Annotated in this window: 19 protein-coding genes; 12 read left to right on the top strand and 7 right to left on the bottom strand. The window is 39.7% G+C overall.

The annotated features are described in order from the left end of the window. Window positions 1-225 precede the first annotated feature (225 nt). From EL17_RS15515 to EL17_RS15495, 5 genes are all read left to right on the top strand, one after another. Window positions 226-765, top strand: a complete 540-nt coding sequence (locus EL17_RS15515; protein ID WP_051720026.1) for a peptide deformylase — start codon at window positions 226-228, stop codon at window positions 763-765. 559 nt (window positions 766-1,324) lie between these two features. After that, window positions 1,325-4,144: a carbamoyl-phosphate synthase large subunit gene (gene carB, locus EL17_RS15510; RefSeq protein ID WP_035076044.1), complete on the top strand. Its 2,820-nt coding sequence runs from the start codon at window positions 1,325-1,327 to the stop codon at window positions 4,142-4,144. 78 nt (window positions 4,145-4,222) lie between these two features. Next, window positions 4,223-4,486 (top strand): hypothetical protein, encoded by a 264-nt coding sequence (locus EL17_RS15505; RefSeq protein WP_035076042.1) that lies wholly within the window; start codon window positions 4,223-4,225, stop codon window positions 4,484-4,486. Between the two features lie 428 nt (window positions 4,487-4,914). Then, complete coding sequence (locus tag EL17_RS15500; RefSeq protein WP_035076040.1) at window positions 4,915-5,841, top strand: hypothetical protein; 927 nt, start codon at window positions 4,915-4,917, stop codon at window positions 5,839-5,841. 8 nt (window positions 5,842-5,849) lie between these two features. Then, complete coding sequence (locus EL17_RS15495; protein WP_035076027.1) at window positions 5,850-7,394, top strand: phosphatase PAP2 family protein; 1,545 nt, start codon at window positions 5,850-5,852, stop codon at window positions 7,392-7,394. A 109-nt stretch (window positions 7,395-7,503) separates the two neighbouring features. On the opposite strand, the gene EL17_RS15490 is transcribed toward EL17_RS15495, so the two are convergent. Together EL17_RS15490 and EL17_RS15485 are read right to left on the bottom strand one after the other, a co-directional pair. Then, window positions 7,504-8,268, bottom strand: a complete 765-nt coding sequence (locus tag EL17_RS15490; RefSeq protein ID WP_164675105.1) for a hypothetical protein — start codon at window positions 8,266-8,268, stop codon at window positions 7,504-7,506. A gap of 23 nt (window positions 8,269-8,291) precedes the next feature. Further along, window positions 8,292-9,923 (bottom strand): carbon starvation CstA family protein, encoded by a 1,632-nt coding sequence (locus tag EL17_RS15485; RefSeq protein WP_035076025.1) that lies wholly within the window; start codon window positions 9,921-9,923, stop codon window positions 8,292-8,294. Window positions 9,924-10,094: 171 nt separating this feature from the next. On the opposite strand from EL17_RS15485, the gene EL17_RS15480 reads away from it, so the two are divergent. The 7 genes from EL17_RS15480 to murQ all read left to right on the top strand — a co-directional run bounded on the left by EL17_RS15480 (window position 10,095) and on the right by murQ (window position 16,779). Then, window positions 10,095-11,177, top strand: a complete 1,083-nt coding sequence (locus EL17_RS15480) for a mechanosensitive ion channel family protein (protein WP_035076023.1) — start codon at window positions 10,095-10,097, stop codon at window positions 11,175-11,177. 101 nt (window positions 11,178-11,278) lie between these two features. Next, a complete protein-coding gene (accD, locus tag EL17_RS15475) occupies window positions 11,279-12,121 on the top strand; it encodes an acetyl-CoA carboxylase, carboxyltransferase subunit beta (RefSeq protein WP_035076021.1) in 843 nt (280 codons plus the stop codon). A gap of 128 nt (window positions 12,122-12,249) precedes the next feature. Further along, window positions 12,250-13,554: an NADH:ubiquinone reductase (Na(+)-transporting) subunit F gene (gene nqrF / locus EL17_RS15470; RefSeq protein WP_035076019.1), complete on the top strand. Its 1,305-nt coding sequence runs from the start codon at window positions 12,250-12,252 to the stop codon at window positions 13,552-13,554. An 87-nt stretch (window positions 13,555-13,641) separates the two neighbouring features. Further along, window positions 13,642-14,793, top strand: coding sequence for a formimidoylglutamase (locus EL17_RS15465; RefSeq protein ID WP_035076016.1), 1,152 nt, complete (start codon window positions 13,642-13,644; stop codon window positions 14,791-14,793). 105 nt (window positions 14,794-14,898) lie between these two features. Beyond that, on the top strand, window positions 14,899-15,126 hold the full coding sequence (locus EL17_RS15460) for a cytochrome b5 domain-containing protein (protein ID WP_035076014.1): 228 nt from the start codon (window positions 14,899-14,901) through the stop codon (window positions 15,124-15,126). Window position 15,127: 1 nt separating this feature from the next. Beyond that, complete coding sequence (locus EL17_RS15455) at window positions 15,128-15,973, top strand: N-acetylglucosamine kinase (RefSeq protein ID WP_035076012.1); 846 nt, start codon at window positions 15,128-15,130, stop codon at window positions 15,971-15,973. Continuing rightward, window positions 15,970-16,779 carry an N-acetylmuramic acid 6-phosphate etherase gene (murQ, locus tag EL17_RS15450; RefSeq protein WP_035076001.1) on the top strand — a complete coding sequence of 270 codons (810 nt, stop codon included), beginning with the start codon at window positions 15,970-15,972 and terminating at the stop codon, window positions 16,777-16,779. The genes EL17_RS15455 and murQ overlap by 4 nt, the downstream gene beginning before the upstream one ends. Here the strand turns inward: murQ and EL17_RS15445 are convergent. The 5 genes from EL17_RS15445 to EL17_RS15425 all read right to left on the bottom strand — a co-directional run bounded on the left by EL17_RS15445 (window position 16,776) and on the right by EL17_RS15425 (window position 21,105). Next, window positions 16,776-17,396: a SprT family zinc-dependent metalloprotease gene (locus EL17_RS15445; RefSeq protein ID WP_035075998.1), complete on the bottom strand. Its 621-nt coding sequence runs from the start codon at window positions 17,394-17,396 to the stop codon at window positions 16,776-16,778. The two genes, murQ and EL17_RS15445, sit on opposite strands and share 4 nt — an antisense overlap. 254 nt (window positions 17,397-17,650) lie before the next feature. Then, window positions 17,651-17,848: a hypothetical protein gene (locus EL17_RS15440; RefSeq protein ID WP_035075996.1), complete on the bottom strand. Its 198-nt coding sequence runs from the start codon at window positions 17,846-17,848 to the stop codon at window positions 17,651-17,653. Window positions 17,849-17,926: 78 nt separating this feature from the next. Continuing rightward, entirely contained in the window at window positions 17,927-19,240 is a 1,314-nt protein-coding gene (gene der, locus EL17_RS15435) for a ribosome biogenesis GTPase Der (RefSeq protein ID WP_035075994.1), read from the bottom strand. 11 nt (window positions 19,241-19,251) lie between these two features. Next, window positions 19,252-20,142: a GTPase Era gene (gene era, locus EL17_RS15430; protein WP_035075992.1), complete on the bottom strand. Its 891-nt coding sequence runs from the start codon at window positions 20,140-20,142 to the stop codon at window positions 19,252-19,254. Window positions 20,143-20,277: 135 nt separating this feature from the next. Continuing rightward, window positions 20,278-21,105, bottom strand: a complete 828-nt coding sequence (locus EL17_RS15425; protein ID WP_240486004.1) for an epimerase — start codon at window positions 21,103-21,105, stop codon at window positions 20,278-20,280. Window positions 21,106-21,345: the final 240 nt, after the last annotated feature.

The following is a 21,345-nucleotide window of genomic DNA, read 5'->3' as shown; positions in this document are numbered from 1 at the left end:
AATGTTTACTAACATTAGTACCTCATTTCAAAAAATCAGAAAAATAAAGATCGTAAATAAAATTGCGGTCTTTATTTTTCGATAGATAATATCAAATGATTATGAATTTCATTATTCCAAATATAAAACGAATGCCATCAAGGTGATTCAGTAGATTTTATAATACATTTTTTACTGATATCAATTTTCCCATAATAACTTATTGGTGTATACCATGTCATCATCATGAAATCAGTTAACGACATCTTAAAACTTGGTGATCCCCGCTTATATGAGACCTGCGAGGAGGTAAGGGAAGAGGAGTTGCCGCAGGTAAGTCAGTGGGTACAGGATCTGCATGAGGCTATGGAAGACATCCGGGAAAAGTATGCGTTTGGTCGGGGGATAGCGGCGCCACAGTTGGGGATCATGAAGCGTCTGTTTTACCTACATCTGGATAAAACTTACATTATCATCAATCCCGATATAGTCCAACCAAGCGAAAAAATGATTGAACTATGGGACGACTGCATGAGTTTTCCAAATCTGCTGGTGAAAATCCGTCGTCATGAATCCCTAACACTTCGATATAAGGACGAAAACTGGGCGGATCATGAATGGCATGTCTCTGGTGCGCTGTCAGAACTTATCCAGCATGAATATGACCATTTAGAAGGGGTGCTGTGCACCATGAGGGCCATAGACGAAAAATCTTTTAAATGGAGAGGGCAGGATGACTTAGCGGAAACAGGGACAGGGAAAAAAGTATTAAGAAGGAATAATTAAGAGGGATCATTAACTCTATTAGTCTGTATTCAACATTCCGGGGGAAGCATGATTTATTATTATATACCCATATTTTATGTGTCTGAACCTAAAAAAGAAAATTAGCGGTTAATATTAATTATTTTGATTTTTAATTGGGTAGATCATATTGGGTTATCCTACGGTCCACCTACTATCCAAAATAGCATACCCATGTACCGGGACATTTGTCCACCCTATCCTTTATGGTCATTTTTTATTTTTCGGATGATTATTTAATGTTTCCTACCCCATTGCTGTTGAGAGGTATAAGAGCATAAAATGTAATCTTAATAATGCGTTCTTTCAATATACTTAGCGAGGTTTTGAATTGATATTCGATGTTTGATATTTAGAATTTGGTGTAATCAAATTCTGATATTCCCCGTCAAATTTTCAACTGGCATCTGCTACCGTTAGCACAGCGTATCAGATACTTTTGCATGCCAAATTTTTAATTATACAAGGATACTTAATTTTTTTTACCTAATTTTGCCCCAATTTAGCCATCAGTATCTTATCGACTAAAACCTCACACATAATGCCTAAGGATAGTAGCATCAAACATGTACTCATTATCGGTTCAGGTCCCATTGTCATCGGCCAAGCTTGCGAATTTGATTACGCAGGTTCCCAAGCCTCCCGGTCATTAAGGGAAGAAGGGATCACGGTAACCCTGATCAATTCCAATCCTGCCACCATCATGACGGACCCGGTTACTGCCGATAACGTTTACCTTCTCCCCCTCGAAAAGAAATCCATCATCAAAATCCTCAAAGACCATCCGGACATCGATGCCGTGCTTCCCACCATGGGAGGTCAGACCGCTCTAAATCTAGCGATGGACTGCGATAAAGCAGGGATATGGGATAAATTTAATATCCGTATGATCGGCGTAGATGTGGACGCCATCGAAACTGCAGAGAACAGGGAAAAATTTAAGGCTCTACTTGAAAAATTAAATGTAGGTGTTTGTATCGGTAAAACAGCAACCTCCTATCTTCAGGGCCATGAGATAGCACAGGAAATCGGTTATCCTCTTGTGATCAGGCCATCCTATACCTTGGGTGGTACCGGAGGTGGTTTTGTGGATAAGCCTGAAGATTTTGAAAAGGCACTTACTGCCGGCCTTACGGCCTCACCTACCCACGAAGTACTGATAGAGCAGAGCATCGTAGGATGGAAAGAATATGAACTTGAAGTCCTGCGGGATAATATAGGCAATATGGTGGTCATCTGTTCTATAGAGAACTTTGACCCTATGGGTGTGCACACCGGTGATTCAATTACTGTGGCACCAGCCATGACACTTCCCGATACGGTATACCAGGAACTTCGAAACCAGGCCATCAAGATGATGAACGGGATCGGTCATTTTGCCGGAGGATGTAACGTACAGTTTTCAGTGAGCCCTGATAACAAGACCATCATTGGTATCGAAATCAATCCAAGGGTATCGAGATCTTCTGCCCTGGCATCAAAGGCTACCGGATATCCTATCGCAAAAGTGGCCGCCAAATTGGCCATTGGCTATAACCTGGATGAATTGAAAAATTCTATTACCGGTACTACTTCGGCCTTTTTTGAACCGGCCATAGATTATGTGATCGTTAAGATACCGCGTTGGAACTTTGACAAGTTTAAAGGTTCTGACCGTAGACTTGGTCTATCCATGAAGTCTGTAGGGGAAGTGATGGGGATTGGCAGAAATTTTCAGGAAGCCTTACAGAAAGCATGTCAGTCACTAGAAATAAAAAGAAATGGACTGGGAGCTGACGGCAAAGAGCTGAAGGATCAAGACCAAATTTTATATAGCTTAGCCAACCCTAGCTGGGACAGGTTATTTCATGTATACGATGCATTTAAGCTGGGTATTTCATTCAGAACGATTCAGAATCTGACCAAGATCGATAAGTGGTTCCTAAAACAGATTGAAGAACTTATACATTTAGAAGCCGAGATTTCTAAATTCACATTGGACACCATGCCAAAGGAATTGATGTTACAGGCTAAAAAGAAGGGGTATGCTGATAGGCAGATCGCCCATCTGATGGACTGTCTTGAAAGTGAAGTGTTTGATAAGCGTAGGGATCAAATGGATATCAAAAGGGTATATAAACTCGTAGATACCTGTGCGGCTGAATTTGAAGCGAAGACCCCTTATTACTACTCGAGCTTTGGTGAGGAAAACGAGAGTGATGCTTCAGATAGAAAAAAAGTAGTCGTGTTGGGTTCTGGGCCTAACAGAGTAGGCCAGGGGATAGAGTTTGACTATTCCTGTGTACATGGTGTTTTAGCAGCCAAAGAATGCGGGTATGAAACCATTATGATCAACTGTAATCCAGAGACTGTATCTACTGATTTTGATATTTCTGACAAGCTTTATTTTGAGCCGGTATTTTGGGAACATATATATGAAATCATACTGCATGAAAAACCTATTGGTGTGATTGTGCAACTGGGAGGGCAGACAGCACTTAAGCTGGCAGAGAAATTGGATAAATATGGAATTCCTATATTAGGCACCAGCTATGAAGCACTGGATTTGGCAGAAGACCGTGGCAGATTTTCCAATCTTTTAAAAGAAAATAATGTGCCCTATCCAGAATTTGGGACCATACATAATACGGATGAGGCACTTGAGTTGTGTAAAACTATTGGTTTTCCGCTTTTAGTTAGACCGTCCTATGTTTTGGGTGGTCAAGGGATGAAGATCGTGATCAATGAAAAGGAACTGGAAGAGCATGTAGTAAATGTCTTAAGGGATATTCCAAATAATGAAATACTTTTGGACCATTTTCTTGAAAATGCAATAGAAGCAGAAGCTGACGCCATCTGTGACGGTGAGAATGTTTACATCATAGGAATCATGCAGCATATAGAGCCTGCAGGGATACATTCAGGCGATTCCTATGCGGTCCTTCCCCCATTTAATTTGGGAGACTTGGTGATCCGCCAGATAGAGACCTATACAGAAAAAATAGCCCTCGCTTTAAAAACAAAAGGCCTGATCAATATACAGTTTGCCATCAAAAATGATAAAGTTTATGTAATAGAGGCTAACCCTAGAGCATCTAGGACCGTACCTTTCATTTGTAAGGCTTATCGTGAACCTTATGTAAACTATGCCGTAAAGGTAATGTTGGGAGAGAAAAAGGTGACGGATTTTGAATTCAAACCTTATAAAAATGGATATGCGATCAAAGAACCTGTCTTTTCATTCCACAAGTTTCCTAATGTAAACAAAGAATTGGGGCCAGAAATGAAATCTACCGGAGAAGCCATTTATTTCATAGAAGATCTTATGGATGATTATTTTCTTAAGATCTATTCAGAAAGGAACCTTTACTTAAGCAGATAGATTAATATTAAAGCGGTACTTCATGTAAGTACCGCTATTTATAAACTATAGTCACCACCATTTCAAATAAGAGATCAAATGGGTTTTATATTGAAATTTCTTATCATATCCATCGCATTATCTTGGATTTTTTCTCAATTGCTTAAGTTTTTTTTAAAGAGCAAACTGAAAAGATTTGTGGATCAGGTAAATAATGTGCAAAGGGAAGAAACTCAAAAAGCAAAACCTAAAAATGGGAATGTAAATGTAGATTATATTCCCAAAGGCCATCAAGAAAAGAGAACTCGGGATACTAATAGTATAGATGGTGAATATATCGATTATGTAGAGGTTAAAGATTAACGTCTACATTTTTATATGTTAGATTTAATGAATTAGGGGCAATATTTTTATTGCCTTTTTTTTTAGATTACATAATTAATATTTAAAATACCCCTGTTTTTTAAATTGACTGCAACGATTTTCAGGAACTGCAGGATTTGCTATAATTTAACGAGGCATTATGGCGCATACCATTTATAAAAATTAATTTTTTGTGAACTGTTTTAAAATACACTTATTACAGTTGATATCACATATATTTGCGCATCATTTGAATGATATGTGATTTCGGTAAAACTGATGTAAATTAGTAACTAGATTTAGTGGCTTATATCTGTGTATAATGGGCTCGTAAAGATAAGGCTAAAAAATGCTAGATAAGATTATTATTATTGCATATATGAAGATTATATAATATATTATTTCAATTTTTAGGTATAATTCAAAATATGAATAAATATTTCAAGTCATCCATAGGTTTAATAGTTTTCTACCTATGCATCAAATCTGCCTATGCGCAAATGCCATGGGATGAGGTAAAAATGGGGAAAGGTGAGGTATGTATTGCCATGATTTATGAACATGGGGTTTGGAACCAGTATTGGGAAGGTAACTTTTTAAGAAAAAACGACAATATAGGCACTTTAACCCGGCAGGCGGGTATGGTAATGGTAGCTGCTGGGCTTACAGAAAGGATAAATTTAATTGCCATAGTCCCTTATGTTGCAACAGAAGCCTCGGGCGGCACCCAAAAAGGCCAGTCGGGTTTACAGGATTTGAATCTCTCCTTAAAAGCGGAGCTGCTGAAAAGACGTGTAGGTACAGGAAACATTACATTGCTTTCCAATGTAAGCTATGCCACACCTATGAGCCAATATCTATCTGATTATGCTCCGTTCAGCATAGGGTTTGGTGCACCGGAATTAGGATTAAGAGGAATAGCTGCATATAAACTGGACAATGGATTAATTTTCAGGTCAGCACTTGCCTATTTAATAAGAGGGCAGGCCGAAGTAGAAAGAGATTATTATTATAATAACGGGAGTATTTATTCTCAATATATGGATGTACCAAATGCTTTGAATTTTCATGCAGCTATAGGTTATTGGGCTATGAATAATCAACTTAGATTAGAGCTTACCTATATGAGTTTGAATTGTCTAAGTGGTGACGATATCCGTCCCTATAATTCTGGTCAACCTACTAACAAAACGGAGGTTGAACAAATTGGTTCATGGGTGCAGTATTACATTAATGGCCGAAAGGGATTGGGCGTATTGGCTTATTACAATCAAGTTATAGGCGGTAGAAATATTGGGAAAAACGCTACGCTAGGCATAGGGATTACTTATCAATTTCAGGCATTTAACCATTAATTAGCTGTATGAAAAATAGCTTTACCTTCTATACAGGGATTAGTTTTGCCCTAATGTTTCTTTTTTCATGCAGTGAGGAAGAACTTCCATCCTATTTTAAATTTAATGATTATGAATTTGCAAGTCTGGATGAAAACGGAGGCTTATGGAGTCCTGTATTGCTTGAGGATGTCAATCAAATTTATATAGCTAAACCTACAGAAACAACTTCTCTGGCGTACAAAGCTGAACTAAACGCATCAAAAGAAGCAATATCTAAACTGACTGCCCACCAAAGAGACATCATCAGTTATTGGTCAAATAATCCGATAGTAAGATGGAACGAGATAGGTTTGGAGTTGGCGGCAAAATACAATTTGATACCTGGACCAAATCCTGATGGTACTTATACCCTACCAGATCCAAACAATCCTGGAGCGAAGCCATACTTTCCTTTTGCACACCCTCCATATGCTAGCCGGGCATTTGCTTATTTAAGTGTGGCACAGCTGGATGGTCTCATCACAGCTTGGCATTATAAGTATTTGTATAATCGGCCGTCTCCTTATGTAAGTGATCCTTCTATTGTATTTGCATATCATAAAAATGAACTTCCCTCTTACCCTTCTGATGGGGCAGTATTGGCTATCACATCAAGGGATATTTTGTCAGCCATGTTCCCACTGGAAAAAGAATACCTTAGTAAACTGGCTGAGGAGCATTTACAAAGTTTGATTTGGGCTGGAGTAAATGTACAAAGTGATCTGGAAGCTGGAAAAATAATCGGCACTGAAGTAGCACGGATGGCATTGATCAGAGCATCTACAGATGGAATGAAAAACGCACAGACTTCAAAGCATGTTTCTGATTCTATAAAAAATGCTGCTTTTGAAGGATTTGGCTGGGCATGGGAAAACATGGAGACGCCTAAAAGACTAGTAGGGTTGACCCCTTTATTTGGAAAGGTAAAAATGTGGAATGTGCCCACTGTGGAGGAAGTTCGCCCTGCCTCGCCACCTGCCCTTAATTCTCCTCAATTTATGAAAGATGTGGAAGAACTTAAGCGTTATTCAAAAAACTTAACCAGCGAACAGCGGAAAATAGCGAACTGGTGGCAGGATGGTCTCGGTACTTATACCCCCCCAGGTCATTGGAATAGATTCGCTAAAGAAAGCATAGTCAAATATAAACTGAATCCAATTCGTTCTGCCCGCGTCTTTGCTTATATGAACATGGCTATAGTTGATGCAGGCATCAGTTGCTGGGATACAAAATACTATTATCATTATCCTAGACCGATCCAAGCCATTCCTGGATTTAAAACCATATTGGGGACGCCTAATTTTCCGGCGTATACATCAGGGCATAGTACATTTTCCGGTGCGGCTGCCGAAGTGCTTAGTTACTTCTTCCCGGCTGAGGAAGCCAAGTATAGAAAATGGGCACAAGAGGCGGCTGATTCCAGGGTGTATGGGGGTATCCATTATCGCTTTGACTCCGAAGTGGGATTAGATCAGGGTAAAAAAATAGGTGCTTATGCGGTCATCAGGGCAAAATATGATGGTGCCAACTGAAAATGACCTATTAATGATTTATGCCTACAATTAGGATACATCCTTTAATGCATTTCATGAAAGGTTGGTCTTGAGTTTTGAGGATGTACCATTAATCTACCCACATAAACTATATTCCTCCATTCGCTTTAAGATCTTTTCTGCAGTTTACATCTAGTGTGGGAATACGTCCCTCCTGGACTAGATTAAAGATACTGCCCGACTCTACAGCCCAGAACATGAGGCAGTCTCTGCTATCACAGTGCCCAGCATGATTAGGGTCTTCGTGGGTATGTTGCATGCCAGACCCTACATTTACCAGTCCCATCAGGTGCCCCAGTTCGTGTCTGGCCACAGTGTTTTCCAGTAGGGACCGAGGAGGATGGCCGATTCTGTCACTTCGTTCCCTTATTCTTTTAGCAAACATGGCCACGGAGGAATTTCTATGGACTAAAGCAAAGGTGGTGCTATTATTATTATCTTCTGAAGAATATCCATCCAAGAATAAAATGTACACTCCCAGTTTTTTCCCTGCATTGTAAGCATTACGGTGAGTATCTTCTATTTCCCGTATATCTTGAAGTGTATATGTAGCCTTTTTAAGTGGTTCTATTGATGACAAAAATACTTTAATTCCTCCGGGTTTATTGATCAGCTCTTCTAAGAAGAGCTTGATATTGTCCACCAATTCAGGAGTGGGTTCGAATCCTTTCATATATTGAAGCTCTACTTCTATGGACTCAAATAGGGAAGATGATAATATTTCTCTCGCTGATGCGCCGATAGGTCTTTTGGCATCCCGGATATTTTTACCACTGGTTATTTTAGGATCCTCGTCGCCTATTTTATTGCATCCGGTAAGGAGGGTTGCTATGCTTATTATTAAATAAAGCATAACAGTATACTTGAAAGTATAACTCATGTATTTACTCCCTGTGAATCTTTTTTAAAACTTAATTTATTCCTGGCCAGCAGTATTAACACCAATGAAAGTACAAAAAGTACTGCTGCAATAATGGCAAGTGTAAATATCTTTTCCTGATAGTTTTTCCAGGCGAATAGCACTAATGATGTCATCGTGACGGCAAACATAAAAAACATGGGGATGAGTACGAATCGTGAATTCACCTTTTGTTTAGTAAGCCAAACAGCTATTGCTAATAATGCCAATGCTGCCAGTAATTGATTAGCTGAACCAAATATAGGCCATAAAGTGGTGAATTCCCCAGAAAGTAGAAGTAAGGCAGCCAAAACCACTACTACACCTGTAGCCATAAACCTATTATGTGCCAATGCCTGTGCAGCAGGATGCTTCACATCCTCAAAGAATTCCTGAAAAGTAAAGCGAGCCAATCTCGTACAGGTGTCTAAAGTAGTCAAGGCAAATGCAGATACCGTAAGCGCCACAAAACCAATCGCAAAAGGGGCTGAAATGCCCAGTGCGGCTATCATCCCGCCTAGGCCATCAGCAAAAAGGCTGACTGGTCCCTCGCCGGTGAGCCTCAGGGTATATTCCTGCCTGCTGATTACTATAACGGCGCCCACTGAAATAATCGCCAAGAAAGATTCTATGAGCATCCCCCCGAATCCTATCAATTTCACGTCCTTTTCCTGATCTATCTGTTTTGATGTGGTGCCTGAAGCTACCAAAGAATGAAACCCACTGATCGCCCCACATGCAATGGTCACAAAAAGGACCGGAAATAAAAATCCTATATTCTCTGAATAGAATTGCACATCAGTATCCATGGTAATACTTGGGTTGGCCACTATTACCCCAATCACTGCAGATAGGATCAGGCCATATAGTAAAAAGCTATTTAAATAATCCCGAGGCTGAAGTAAGATGGTGACCGGGGTTACAGATGCTATAAAACCATAGGCCAGCAAAATGTAAATCCATAGTCGGTAGTCTAGCGTAAAAGGCAGCTGCATACCTAAATAAACAAAAAAATACATCAGTATCACTCCGAGGATAGACAATATTACAAAAGCTATCCTTGAGGGCCAGAGCTTGTTTAACATGCCAAAAGTGATGGCCAAGACAATGAATAGTAAGGATGCAGATGCTACTCCAGGGTTGGAGACAAAGGTTTTGGCTATGATAACAGCAAAAACACCTATAATCAGAATTAAAGTAGAAAAACTGAATAGCATAAATAATAGTTTTCCCTTCTTGCCTATATTTTGTTGTATGATTACTCCTATTGACTTGCCGTCATTTCTGAGAGAGGCTACCATACTGCCCAAATCATGGACAGCTCCAAAAAATATACCTCCCACCAAAATCCAGATTACCGCCGGAATCCAACCAAAAGATACTGCTATAATAGGCCCCACTATTGGTCCAGCTCCTGCTATGGAAGCGAAATGGTGGCCCAGAACAACAATAGGTTTACTGGGCACATAATCTATTCCGTCTTTGAGGCGGTGTGCAGGTGTGACATTAGTATTATGTATTTTGAATTTTTTAAAAACATAATTTCCATAAAGGTAATATGCGGACCCTAGTATTGCTGAAGATATAAATAAAAGATAAATCAAAGGCATGATGAATGTATATGTATTAAAGGTCTACTAGAATTTGAACATAAGATCTATTAATTTGAGATATTATGAAAATTTTGTAGTGTAAAATAATGGATTCCTTTCTTAATAATTAAAATTGGAAGAATTATTGAACAGTTTGTTCATTATTAAAAACATAACATTACAGAATTTATGGAAATCTTTACGGAACAGTATTTAACTGATAGGTTGATTCTTATTGGATCCCTGATAGGTACCTTGATCATCAGCCATGCAGTGATAGGGTTACTTTTTAGACCAGCCTTGAAAATTTTCTTTAGGCCCAAGACAGATAAAGGAACAAATTCAGTCCTTAAGCTTAGAAATTCATTGAGTTGGGGCTTGTTTTTCGTATTGTGGCCCATAGCTGAACCCTTATTTGCACCGGACCGTTGGGAGCAGATACGAAATTACCCATTGTTCAGCATATTTATGATTGTTTCTATTTCATGGATACTTATAGAGTTGAGCAATGTCCTCCGGCATTCCTTTATTGAAAACTTTTCATTCGAAAAGGATGACAATCTTCGAGAACGGAGAATGTTTACACAGATAAATTTTGTTAGGAAATTAGTGGTGGTATTGATTGTGATAGTAGCGCTCTCATTTATCCTGATGAGCATAGAGTCAGCCAGGAGAATAGGGGCAGGATTGCTTACTTCTGCAGGTATTGCTGGTATTATAGTGGGTTTTGCAGCCCAAAAGTCTATAGCGAATTTATTGGCGGGCTTCCAGATAGCCTTTACGCAGCCCATTAGGATAGATGATGTAGTAGTGCTTGAAGGCGAGTGGGGAAAGATAGAAGAGATTAACCTGACCTATGTGGTGGTAAGGATTTGGGATCAGCGGCGGCTCATCCTTCCTATTAATTATTTTCTGGAAACACCTTTTCAGAACTGGACCAGAACCACTGCCAATATATGGGGCACAGTTTTTTTGTATGTAGATCATACTGTTCCGGTGAAGGTGATGAAGAATAAATTAAAAGAGATACTGGATAGTACGCCATTGTGGGATAAGAAGGTTCAGGTCCTTCAGGTGACGGATGTAAAGGAGCGTACAGTGGAGTTAAGGTGCCTGATGAGTGCCAGGGACAGCCCTTCAGCTTTTGACCTCCGTTGTTATGTGAGAGAAGAGATGCTGGACTTTATCCAACGTGAATATCCTGAAACATTACCTAAAACTCGAGTGTTGATGGAGCGGGGACAAGCTGATATTGAGGATGTGCTGAAGTAATAAAATGGTTGAGAATTACCATAAGGTTTTATTTAATGGATAATACATATAAATTTGTAATCCCGGTAGCTTGATCTACGGATTAAATTAAAGATAAATTTATGGCTTGGTTTAAAAGAACAGATAAAGGAATTAAGACTTCCACAGAGGAGAAAAAGGATGCTCCTGATGGTCTCTGGTATAAAACTCCCAAAGGTAATATCATCCATACCCGAGAGCTGAAGAGCAATGCATATGTATGTCCTGATGACGATTATCATGTAAAGATCGGGTCAAAAGAGTATTTTGAAATTCTTTTTGATGAAAACAAATTTGAAGAATTAGATGGAAATCTGACTTCTGGGGATCCTTTACAGTTTGTAGACAGTAAGCCCTATACTACCAGAATAGAAGAGACGATAAAGAAAACTGAGCTGAATGATGCTGTCCGTACAGCCGTTGGGAAATTAAACGGAGAGGATGTGGTCATATCATGTATGGATTTTAATTTTATAGGAGGCTCTATGGGGTCTGTAGTAGGGGAGAAAATAGCCAGGGCTATAGACTACTCACTGAAAAATAAGATCCCATTTTTGATGATTTCTAAATCAGGGGGTGCCAGGATGATGGAAGCGGGGTTTAGTTTGATGCAGATGGCCAAAACCTCAGCCAAATTGGCTTTGTTGGACAATGCGGGAATACCTTATATATCCCTCCTTACAGACCCAACTACCGGGGGGGTGACAGCTTCCTATGCAATGCTTGGGGACCTGAATATAGCCGAACCTGGTGCGTTAATTGGCTTTGCTGGCCCTAGGGTTATCCGCGAAACGATCGGTAAAGATCTTCCCAAAGGATTTCAAAGTTCAGAATTTGTATTAGAGCACGGGTTTCTTGATTTTATAGTAGATAGGAGACAAATGAAAAATCGTCTGGGCACTTTACTTAAACTTTTGAGAAATTAATTGGACATAAAGGTCTAAATAAACCTAAAAATTAGGTGCTTCATGACCAGAATTATTGAATATTAGATATATTTGTACTCCCTTAAATAAGGGCAGTATACTGAAAACCAAAAGAAAAAAGTTGTTAAATGACTTCAGTAATCATTACTTCGATTGTAGCATTTACTTTAATTATTCTGCTACTAGTTTTTATTCTTCTATTTGCCCAGTCCAAACTGGTCCAATCAGGAGATGTTAAGATTATTGTCAACGGGGACGAGAAGAATCCGATCATTGCTGCTGCAGGGTCGACATTGCTTAATACCCTAGGAGGCAAGAAAATATTCCTGCCATCCGCCTGTGGAGGTGGAGGTACCTGCGCTATGTGCAAATGTGTGATAGAAGATGGAGGGGGAGAAGTGCTTCCTACAGAAGTAGGTCACTTAAGCCGTACCGAGCAGAAGGAGAAGGTAAGACTTTCCTGCCAAGTGAAAGTGAAGCAGGATATGAGGATCAGGATTCCTGAGGAAATATTCGGCATTAAAAAGTGGGACTGCGAAGTGGTATCTAACTATAACGTTTCTACTTTTATTAAAGAATTTGTGGTAAGACTTCCGGAAGGGGAAAACCTCGATTTTGAATCAGGAGGATATGTTCAAATAGATGTACCCGCTATTACTGTAAATTTCAAGGATATGGATATTACTCCCCATCCTGACTTAGGTCACCCGCAGGATGTGTATCAGAGTGATTGGGATAAGTTCGGTCTTTGGGATCTTACTATGAAAAATGATGAGGAGCTATTCAGGGCTTACTCTATGGCCAATCACCCAGCAGAAGGTAATATCGTGATGCTTACCATCCGTATAGCTACCCCGCCATGGGATAGGGCTAATAATAAATGGATGGATGTCAATCCAGGTATCTGTTCTTCTTACGTGTTCTCCCGTAAAAAAGGTGATAAAGTTACCATCTCTGGACCATACGGTGAGTTCCATATCAACCCAACTGATAGAGAAATGATATATATCGGTGGCGGTGCTGGTATGGCTCCATTGAGATCACATATCTTCCATTTATTCCATACAGAGAAAACTGACAGAAAAGTTTCTTACTGGTATGGAGGTAGGTCTAAAAAAGAGTTGTTTTATACTCCTCAATTCCGGGATATAGAAAAAGATTTCCCGAATTTCAACTTCCATATAGGTCTATCGGAACCAATGAAAGAGGATAACTGGAAAGTCAAAAAGACCTTAGATGATAAAGAAGGTGATGGCTATGTTGGATTTATCCACCAGGTGCTTTACGATAACTATCTTAAGGATCATCCTGAACCGGACGAAATTGAATATTACCTATGCGGACCTCCATTGATGAACTCAGCTGTGCTAAAGCTGTTAGATGACATGGGAGTACCTAAAGAGAATATCCGATTCGATGACTTCGGAGGTTAACAAAAATGAATAAGAGTCCTGCAAAAGCAGGACTTTTTTGTTGCTTTGTGGTTTTTTTGATTAATTTTAAGTTCTACCATCTAGAATATGGATTTACAGATTTATTTTGACCCTATAGCGGAATCACTTACTGAACTGAAGTTACCCCATAATTCATTTTTCAGCCAGATCAATTATTATGGAGAGACATTTCCTGATTTAAAAGGGCTACAGATAGCCATTATCGGCCTTACCGAAGGGCGTGGCATTAAAGACAGCCGGTCTATACCTACTGCAGCCACTGAAATCAGACAAAAGCTTTACGAGCTCAAAAGGGGACAGTCACACTATAAGGTAGCAGATTTAGGTGATTTGCGCAATGGCCTTGATTTAAAGGAAACAAACCTTAGGATACAGGCTGTAGGGGAATATTTGATGAAAAAACAGGTTTTGCCTATCTATATTGGTGGGACACATGACTTGGATTTCGGCCAGTACCTCTCTTATGAAGGTATGAAAAAGCTGGTCAGTATGCTCACTGTAGATGCCAAGATTGATATGGAAGATGAGGGTATGCCCAATGATATACACTCACAGGATATCATATTGCATCAGCCTAATTTTCTGTTTAATTACACCCAGCTCGCATATCAAAGCTTTCTTACAGATAGGGATCTGGTCAATGTTATGGAAAAGCTATATTTTGATCATGTGCGATTGGGGCAGTTGAGAGATAATTTTAAGGAAATAGAGCCTATGATCAGAAATGCTGATCTGCTAAGTTTTGACATCAGTTCAATTCAGTCTGCAGATGCCCCTGGAGCTGCGGATGCCCAACCCTATGGGTTAACTGCTGAGGAAGCCTGCCAGATATGCTGGTTTGCTGGCATGAATGAGAAGTTGAGTTCTATCGGCATATATGGTTACCAGCCTTATTACGATGACAGTAGGTATAAAACAGCTGCTGTTATAGCCACTATGATATGGTATTTCGTAGAAGGATTTTATCACCGTAAAGACAGCCTATCGTTTAAAAGCAGCGATTATATCAAATATACTGTGTCACTGGATTCCAAACCGTCTTCATTTATCTTCTATAAAAGCAAGATCAGTGGCAAATGGTGGATGGAAATACCACAGATCGGAAAGGAAAAATTCGATAGGGATATGATCATTCCCTGCAGCTATCAGGATTATAGGACTGCGCAAAACGGTGAAATACCCGAACGGTGGATTAATGCCCAGTTAAAGCTTTACTAAAGTAGATGCCATAGAGCATAAATGTGATCCCCTGATGGCCCCGACAATATTAAGGGAAAGCCATGCTAGTCTCCATCTGGGCCTCAAAAAAACAACTATAAACAGATGAAAGTATATACCCGTCAGCAACTGGCATTGAGAAATGGTCAAGATAAACCTGAGATCTGGATAGCGTTCCGTGGTCTGGTATATGATGTCAGCAGTTCTCGGCTTTGGAACAAGGGGATGCACTACGAGCACTGGGCAGGTCAGGACCTCACGGAAGAACTACGCGATGCCCCCCATACAGATAAAGTGTTTGATAAATTTGAACCCATAGGTCAACTGGCGTAATATGATATTAATAGCTGATAGTGGCTCCAGTAAAACGGACTGGAGATATATAGATGAGGACGGAAATATAGGTCAGATCAAGACAGTTGGATTTAATCCTTACTATCAGGGGTTAGAGGAGATGATAAAAGCTCTTCAACTCAAAGATCTCTTTGCTATCAGTGACAAGGTTTCCGGCATTTTTTATTATGGAGCTGGCTGTTCTAATCCTAAAAATAGAGAGATTGTCAAAAATGCGCTATTAAGTATTTTTCCTTCTGCAGACATACACGTAGATCATGATTTGCTGGCCGCAGCGAGGGCTACCTGTGGTAAAAATATGGGCATAGCCTGTATTTTGGGGACTGGCTCTAATAGCTGCGATTATGACGGAGAATATATTATAGCCACCAGGCCTTCTCCAGGATACATTCTGGGAGATGAAGGTGGCGGTGCCTATATAGGGAGGCAGTTCCTCCACGATTATATTTATGATGAAATGCCCTATCACATCAAAGAAAAAGTGACAAAGGAATATAATCTCTCTGCCCTGGAAATTCAGGAGAATGTATATCAAAAGCCTTTTCCAGGGAGATATATGGCCACATTCTGTCATTTTTTATATGCCAATAAGAAAGACCCGTACTGTTATGGATTGTTTCACAAGGCTTTTCACGATTTCTTTGCAAAACATGTGATGCACTATGATGATTTTCAATCCAAGCCGGTAAGTTTTGTAGGGTCAATAGCTTATCATAACAGTGATATACTCCGGAAGACCGCATTAGAGCTTGGCATACATATACATATGACGATATCGTCTCCTATAGCGGGACTGACCTTATACCATAAAGAAATGATGCAATGAATACGACTGAAAGTAATTCCACTTATAATGATTTAGATAAAATGAGCGTTTCGGAGCTTATTTTTAACATGAATAAAGAGGATCAGACCGTCCCGATAGCAGTAGCCCACTGTCAACAGGCCATAGTAGACCTGGTCGAGCAGATAGTTCCGAGAATGGCTAAAGGGGGGAGGTTGTTTTATATAGGTGCGGGTACCAGTGGCAGATTGGGAATTTTGGATGCAAGCGAATGCCCTCCCACTTACGGTGTACCATATGATATGGTCATAGGGATTATTGCCGGAGGCGATGCTGCTATACGAAAAGCCGTGGAAAATGCTGAGGATGACCCAGATCAGGCCTGGCAAGATATCAGTGCATATGGCTATAACCCATATGATACGGTAATAGGAATAGCTGCATCTGGTACGACTCCTTATGTGATCGGTGGGGTGACTGCTGCAAAGGCCAATAACCTGTTGACCGGATGTATTACCTGCAATGCAGGATCACCTTTAGGCAAATCAGTGACCTATCCTATAGAAGTGGTGGTAGGTCCTGAATTTGTTACCGGTAGTACTAGGATGAAGTCTGGCACGGCCCAGAAGCTGGTCTTAAATATGGTTTCTACCAGTGTGATGATAAAACTTGGTAAAGTGAAGGGTAATAAAATGGTAGATATGCAATTGTCCAATGAAAAATTGGTAAAAAGAGGTACCCGTATGATCATGGAGGCCACTGGACTAGAAGAAGAGATAGCCAAAGAAATGCTTTTGACACATGGCTCTGTAAGATCAGCGATAGATCATTATTCAGATGGGCGTTAATTCCTTTCTACCTCAGCATGAACTGAAACAAGGTATTTCTTTCCAGATGCTATTTCGAGACATAATACCCGCGTCCTGCGGGTATTTTCTTTTTTAAACAGCCTTCCTTTCAGCATAAACTCCTCGCCGACCTTAATGTCATTCAGGTAGAGGATATGACCTTCTTTTTTGTTCAAATCATATTTTCTGACTTCCCTGTTTAAAAATAAATCTGCACCAGAGCTGGCTTTAGGATTAAGGAGGTGACGTTTTAGCGGGATAAGAATATCTCTAGGAAATATCAAATCTGACAATATGGGGGCCATCAATGACCTAAATATATTTTTCCAGTGCGTACCATGGGGTTTAATATTTATCCCCCATCTTTTAAAGGCCCTATAATGTGCCACTTCATGGATATAGGTGATGAGAAACTGGTAAGGGTTCAGGTCGTAATTGATGGTAATGGTCTGTATTTTACGGTCACTTCTAAACCTGAAATCTCCCAGTTTGGAAGATCTGGATTTTGATATAATAAAGTGAAAAGGATCTTCTAACCAAAGATCAAAACAGTATTGTGCAGCATTTTCAGGGACCTGCTCCTGCAGCATTTGGAAGATTTCTTTATTGATATTCATCGATCAGCAAGTCACGAATTTACTAATAAAATGATCAATAATGGTTTTTTTAAAAATTTGATGCAATTTGACTTCTTCTGTATAAAATCTATTTATCAGAACAGTAAATGTAGTTAGAATAGGTGGATAGGCAAATGATTACAGGGGGAGGCGCTTAAATAAAAGCAAAACCGACATGTTCACACTCAGTGGACGATTATAAAAAAAGAGCTTTGAATAATCAAAGCTCTTCCGAATTTCAAGTCTTAATTAAATTAAGCAGCTACATCTTCAGTTGAAACTTCTTCTTCTGATTCGATCTCTTCAGATTCGAATTCTAAAGTGTCCATTTCTACTTCTTCAGTTTCGTCAACTGATACTTCGATTGTCTCTTCATTTGCTGTTTCTTGGTTTCCACAAGAAGAAGTGAAGATCAAACCTGCTACTGCTAGTAATGTAAATAATTTGTTCATAATTGTTTCTATTTCTTAAATTACGGAACAAAGGTACAATCTGTTTCCATTTTGTCAAGCAAAACGATAAATTATTATTTATTTCTTCTTATAAGTGATTTTTATTGGCACTCCTTGAAAATCAAAATGCTCTCTTATTCGGTTTTCCAGGTACCTGGTATAAGGTGATTTTATATATTGTGGAAGATTACAAAAGAAAGCAAAAATTGGATTTTTTGTAGGTAATTGCGTGATATATTTGATTTTTATATACTTTCCTTTCCACGCTGGTGGGGGGTATCTTTCTATTTCCGGAAGGATAATATCGTTCAGTTTTGAGGTGGCTATCTTCTTGGTTTTATTTTCATAAACTTTGACAGCCAGCTCAATTGCCTGAAAAATTCTTTGCTTGGAGACTACTGATGTGAAGATAATGGGTATCCACTTGTTTTCACCTAATTTACCGATCATATCCTCTTTAAAGGTATCCATGGTTTTGTGATCTTTTTCAATCAGATCCCATTTGTTCACCATGATCATGATTCCTTTGTTGTTTTTGATACCCAGGGTGATCAGGTTCATGTCCTGTGCTTCCAGTCCCCTAGTGGCGTCTACCATTACGATGATGACATCCGATTCTTCCAGGGTACGCAGGGATCTCATTACCGAGTAGAACTCAATGTCTTCCTTTACCTTAGCTTTTTTTCTGATCCCAGCTGTATCTGTAATAATGAAATCCTGGCCAAATAATTTGTACCTGGTGTGAATGGCATCACGAGTGGTGCCTGCTTCATCTGTTACGATGGACCGCTCAGTACCTATCAAAGCATTCAGGAAAGAAGATTTTCCTACATTTGGTCTCCCCAGAATGGAAATCTTGGGTACTCCAAAATCAGGATCTTCTTTACCTTCATCTTTGAAGTGTTTGATCACCTCATCCAGGATGTCTCCAGTGCCCTGACCGCTGGCTGCTGCAATCGGGAAAATTTCATGTTCGCCTATTCCTAATTCGTAAAACTCGTTGGCTGTCAATAATCTTTCGTGACTATCAGCTTTATTGGCTACTATGAAGATGGGCTTATCTGAACCTCTCAGTACATTGGCAAATTCTTTGTCCATGTCTGTAAGGCCATCATAACAATCCACTACAAACAGGATAACGGTAGCTTCATCCAAAGCGAGTTTTACCTGTTTTCTGATTTCTGATTCAAATACATCTTCTGAACCGGTCACATATCCTCCGGTATCTATGACGGAGAAAAATTTTCCTCCCCACTGGGCATGGCCATAATGACGGTCCCTGGTTACTCCACTAAGGTTATCCTCTATGGCTTTTCTTTCTTCTACTAATCTATTGAAAAAGGTAGACTTACCTACGTTTGGTCTACCTACTATTGCTACTATATTTGACATTTTGCTATTTTCTATTGGTCGTAACCAAATCTTCTCAATTTATTTTTATTTTTCCGCCAGTTATCTTCCACCTTCACGTGAGTTTCCAAAAAGACCTGTTTCCCAAAGAATCGCTCCAGTTCCTCTCGGGACTGTATACCAATTCTTTTTAGGGCAGCTCCTTTATTACCGATGATGATGCCTTTTTGACTGGATCTCTCTACAAATATCTCAGCACGTATACGGATGATTTTTCCTTCTTCAAAGAAGTCCACTACTGACACTTCCGTGCTGTATGGTATTTCCTTTTTGTAATTGTTGAAGATTTTTTCGCGGATGATTTCAGAAGCGAAGAAACGCTCCGGACGATCTGTAAGTTCCTCCTTGTCGTAGAATGGCGGATGGAAAGGTAACCTGTCTAAGATTTCCTGAAGGATACGTTCGGTGTTAAAGCCTTCGGTTGCTGATATGGGGATGACGGTACTCGCTGTGATCCTTTGGGTCCAGTATGCGGTTACATCCTCTAATTGGTTTTCCTTGCTGAGGTCTATTTTATTGATGACCAAAAGCACCGGAACACCGGATTTGTTAATCTTTTCAATCACGTCCTCTATTTCTTCATCAGTTTCAAATAGATCGGTTACAAAAAGAATCACATCTGCATCCTCCAGGGACATATTGACAAAGCTCATCATGCTTTTATGAAGCTCATACTTAGGCTTCAACATCCCGGGGGTATCCGAAAATACCACCTGAAAATCTTCATCATTAATGATACCCATGATCCTATGACGGGTAGTCTGGGCCTTGGAGGAGATAATCGAAAGTCTTTCACCTATTAGCACATTCATCAGGGTGGATTTGCCTACATTTGGCTTTCCCACTATATTTACAAAGCCTGCTTTATGCGTATTTTCGGTCATGACAATAATTTTTTCACAAAGATACTTTAAAAATATTTAATCTTTGAAATAAGATATTGTTTCGTTCTATCCAAAAACGCAAATTCAAAACATTTATCTTGATTTATAGTCTTTGACCTCAATAATATCGTTAGTTTATTTGCTTAGAGTATACCCAAAATCCATAGGGTCAGGAAATTTAAATTTAAATCCAGTAGCTATAATTTTAGCAGAACTTACTTCTTTCCATTTACTTTCTCCAATCTTTGCGTATGAAATAGGAGAAGAGAAGCCCATCTCAGCGGCATTCTTCTCATATATATCTTTCCTCTGAGGATGGAGGGGTGCTACACCGTTAAAGGTTTCATTCCACAATCTGTTTTCTATGATCCAAGCGGCGAGTGCTACTGCATCATCACGGTGGATGTAATTTACGGGTGTGTCCCCTGTCACGTTTTCTTTTCCTGAGAAATACCTGCCAGGTATCCTGTCCACGCCCAACAGTCCGCCGTACCTGATCACCGTGAGGTCATATGTTTTTTCTTTCCGGAGGATCTGCTCTGCATTATATAATGCGGGGTTATCGTATACGTTAATAGTGTTAGCTTCCGTGGCTCTTTGGTTGTTGTCTGGATATACTGATGTGGCGCTCGTATAGATGATTTTTGGTATTCTGTATTGAATGGCCATGGCTTTTATGTATTTGATCTGCTCGGGGTGAAAGCTGTCCGGTTGGCTCCGGCGGGCCGGCGGTATATTGATAAAGAGGATATCGGTGTCAAATAAATTTTGAAATGCCCTACCTATGGGGTGAGGACTGAATTTTAGCAGATAAGTCTCAAGGCCTGTATCAGTTAACTTATTCAGTTTTTCAGAAGTAGTAGTACTTCCTTTTACCGGAAAACCTTTTTCTTTTAGGTAGCTGGCCAGTGGCTCTCCTAACCAGCCATATCCTATTATTGAAACGCGTGGTTTATTCATCATCAAATGTTTATAGCTATAAAGGAAGCTATAAAGGTAATATTTAATTCTTTTAATAGTAGTCTGGATGTAAGATTGACGGGGGTGTAGTGAAGCTGGTCCGAAAGCTGTTTTTATATATAATTTTGAAGGCGTTATAGATTAATCTTTTATTTTACAATTAAATGGTTTGGTCTCGAATGCGCTTTAGAGGGTGCTCCAATGCAGCATAGAAGAACCAGGGGCACTGACTATGCTTTAAAC

Origin of the sequence: Anditalea andensis, assembly GCF_000714815.1 — a bacterium.
Classification (GTDB): domain Bacteria; phylum Bacteroidota; class Bacteroidia; order Cytophagales; family Cyclobacteriaceae; genus Anditalea; species Anditalea andensis.
The sequence above is the reverse complement of the archived record's forward strand: the minus strand, read 5'-3'. Positions and strand labels throughout refer to the sequence as shown.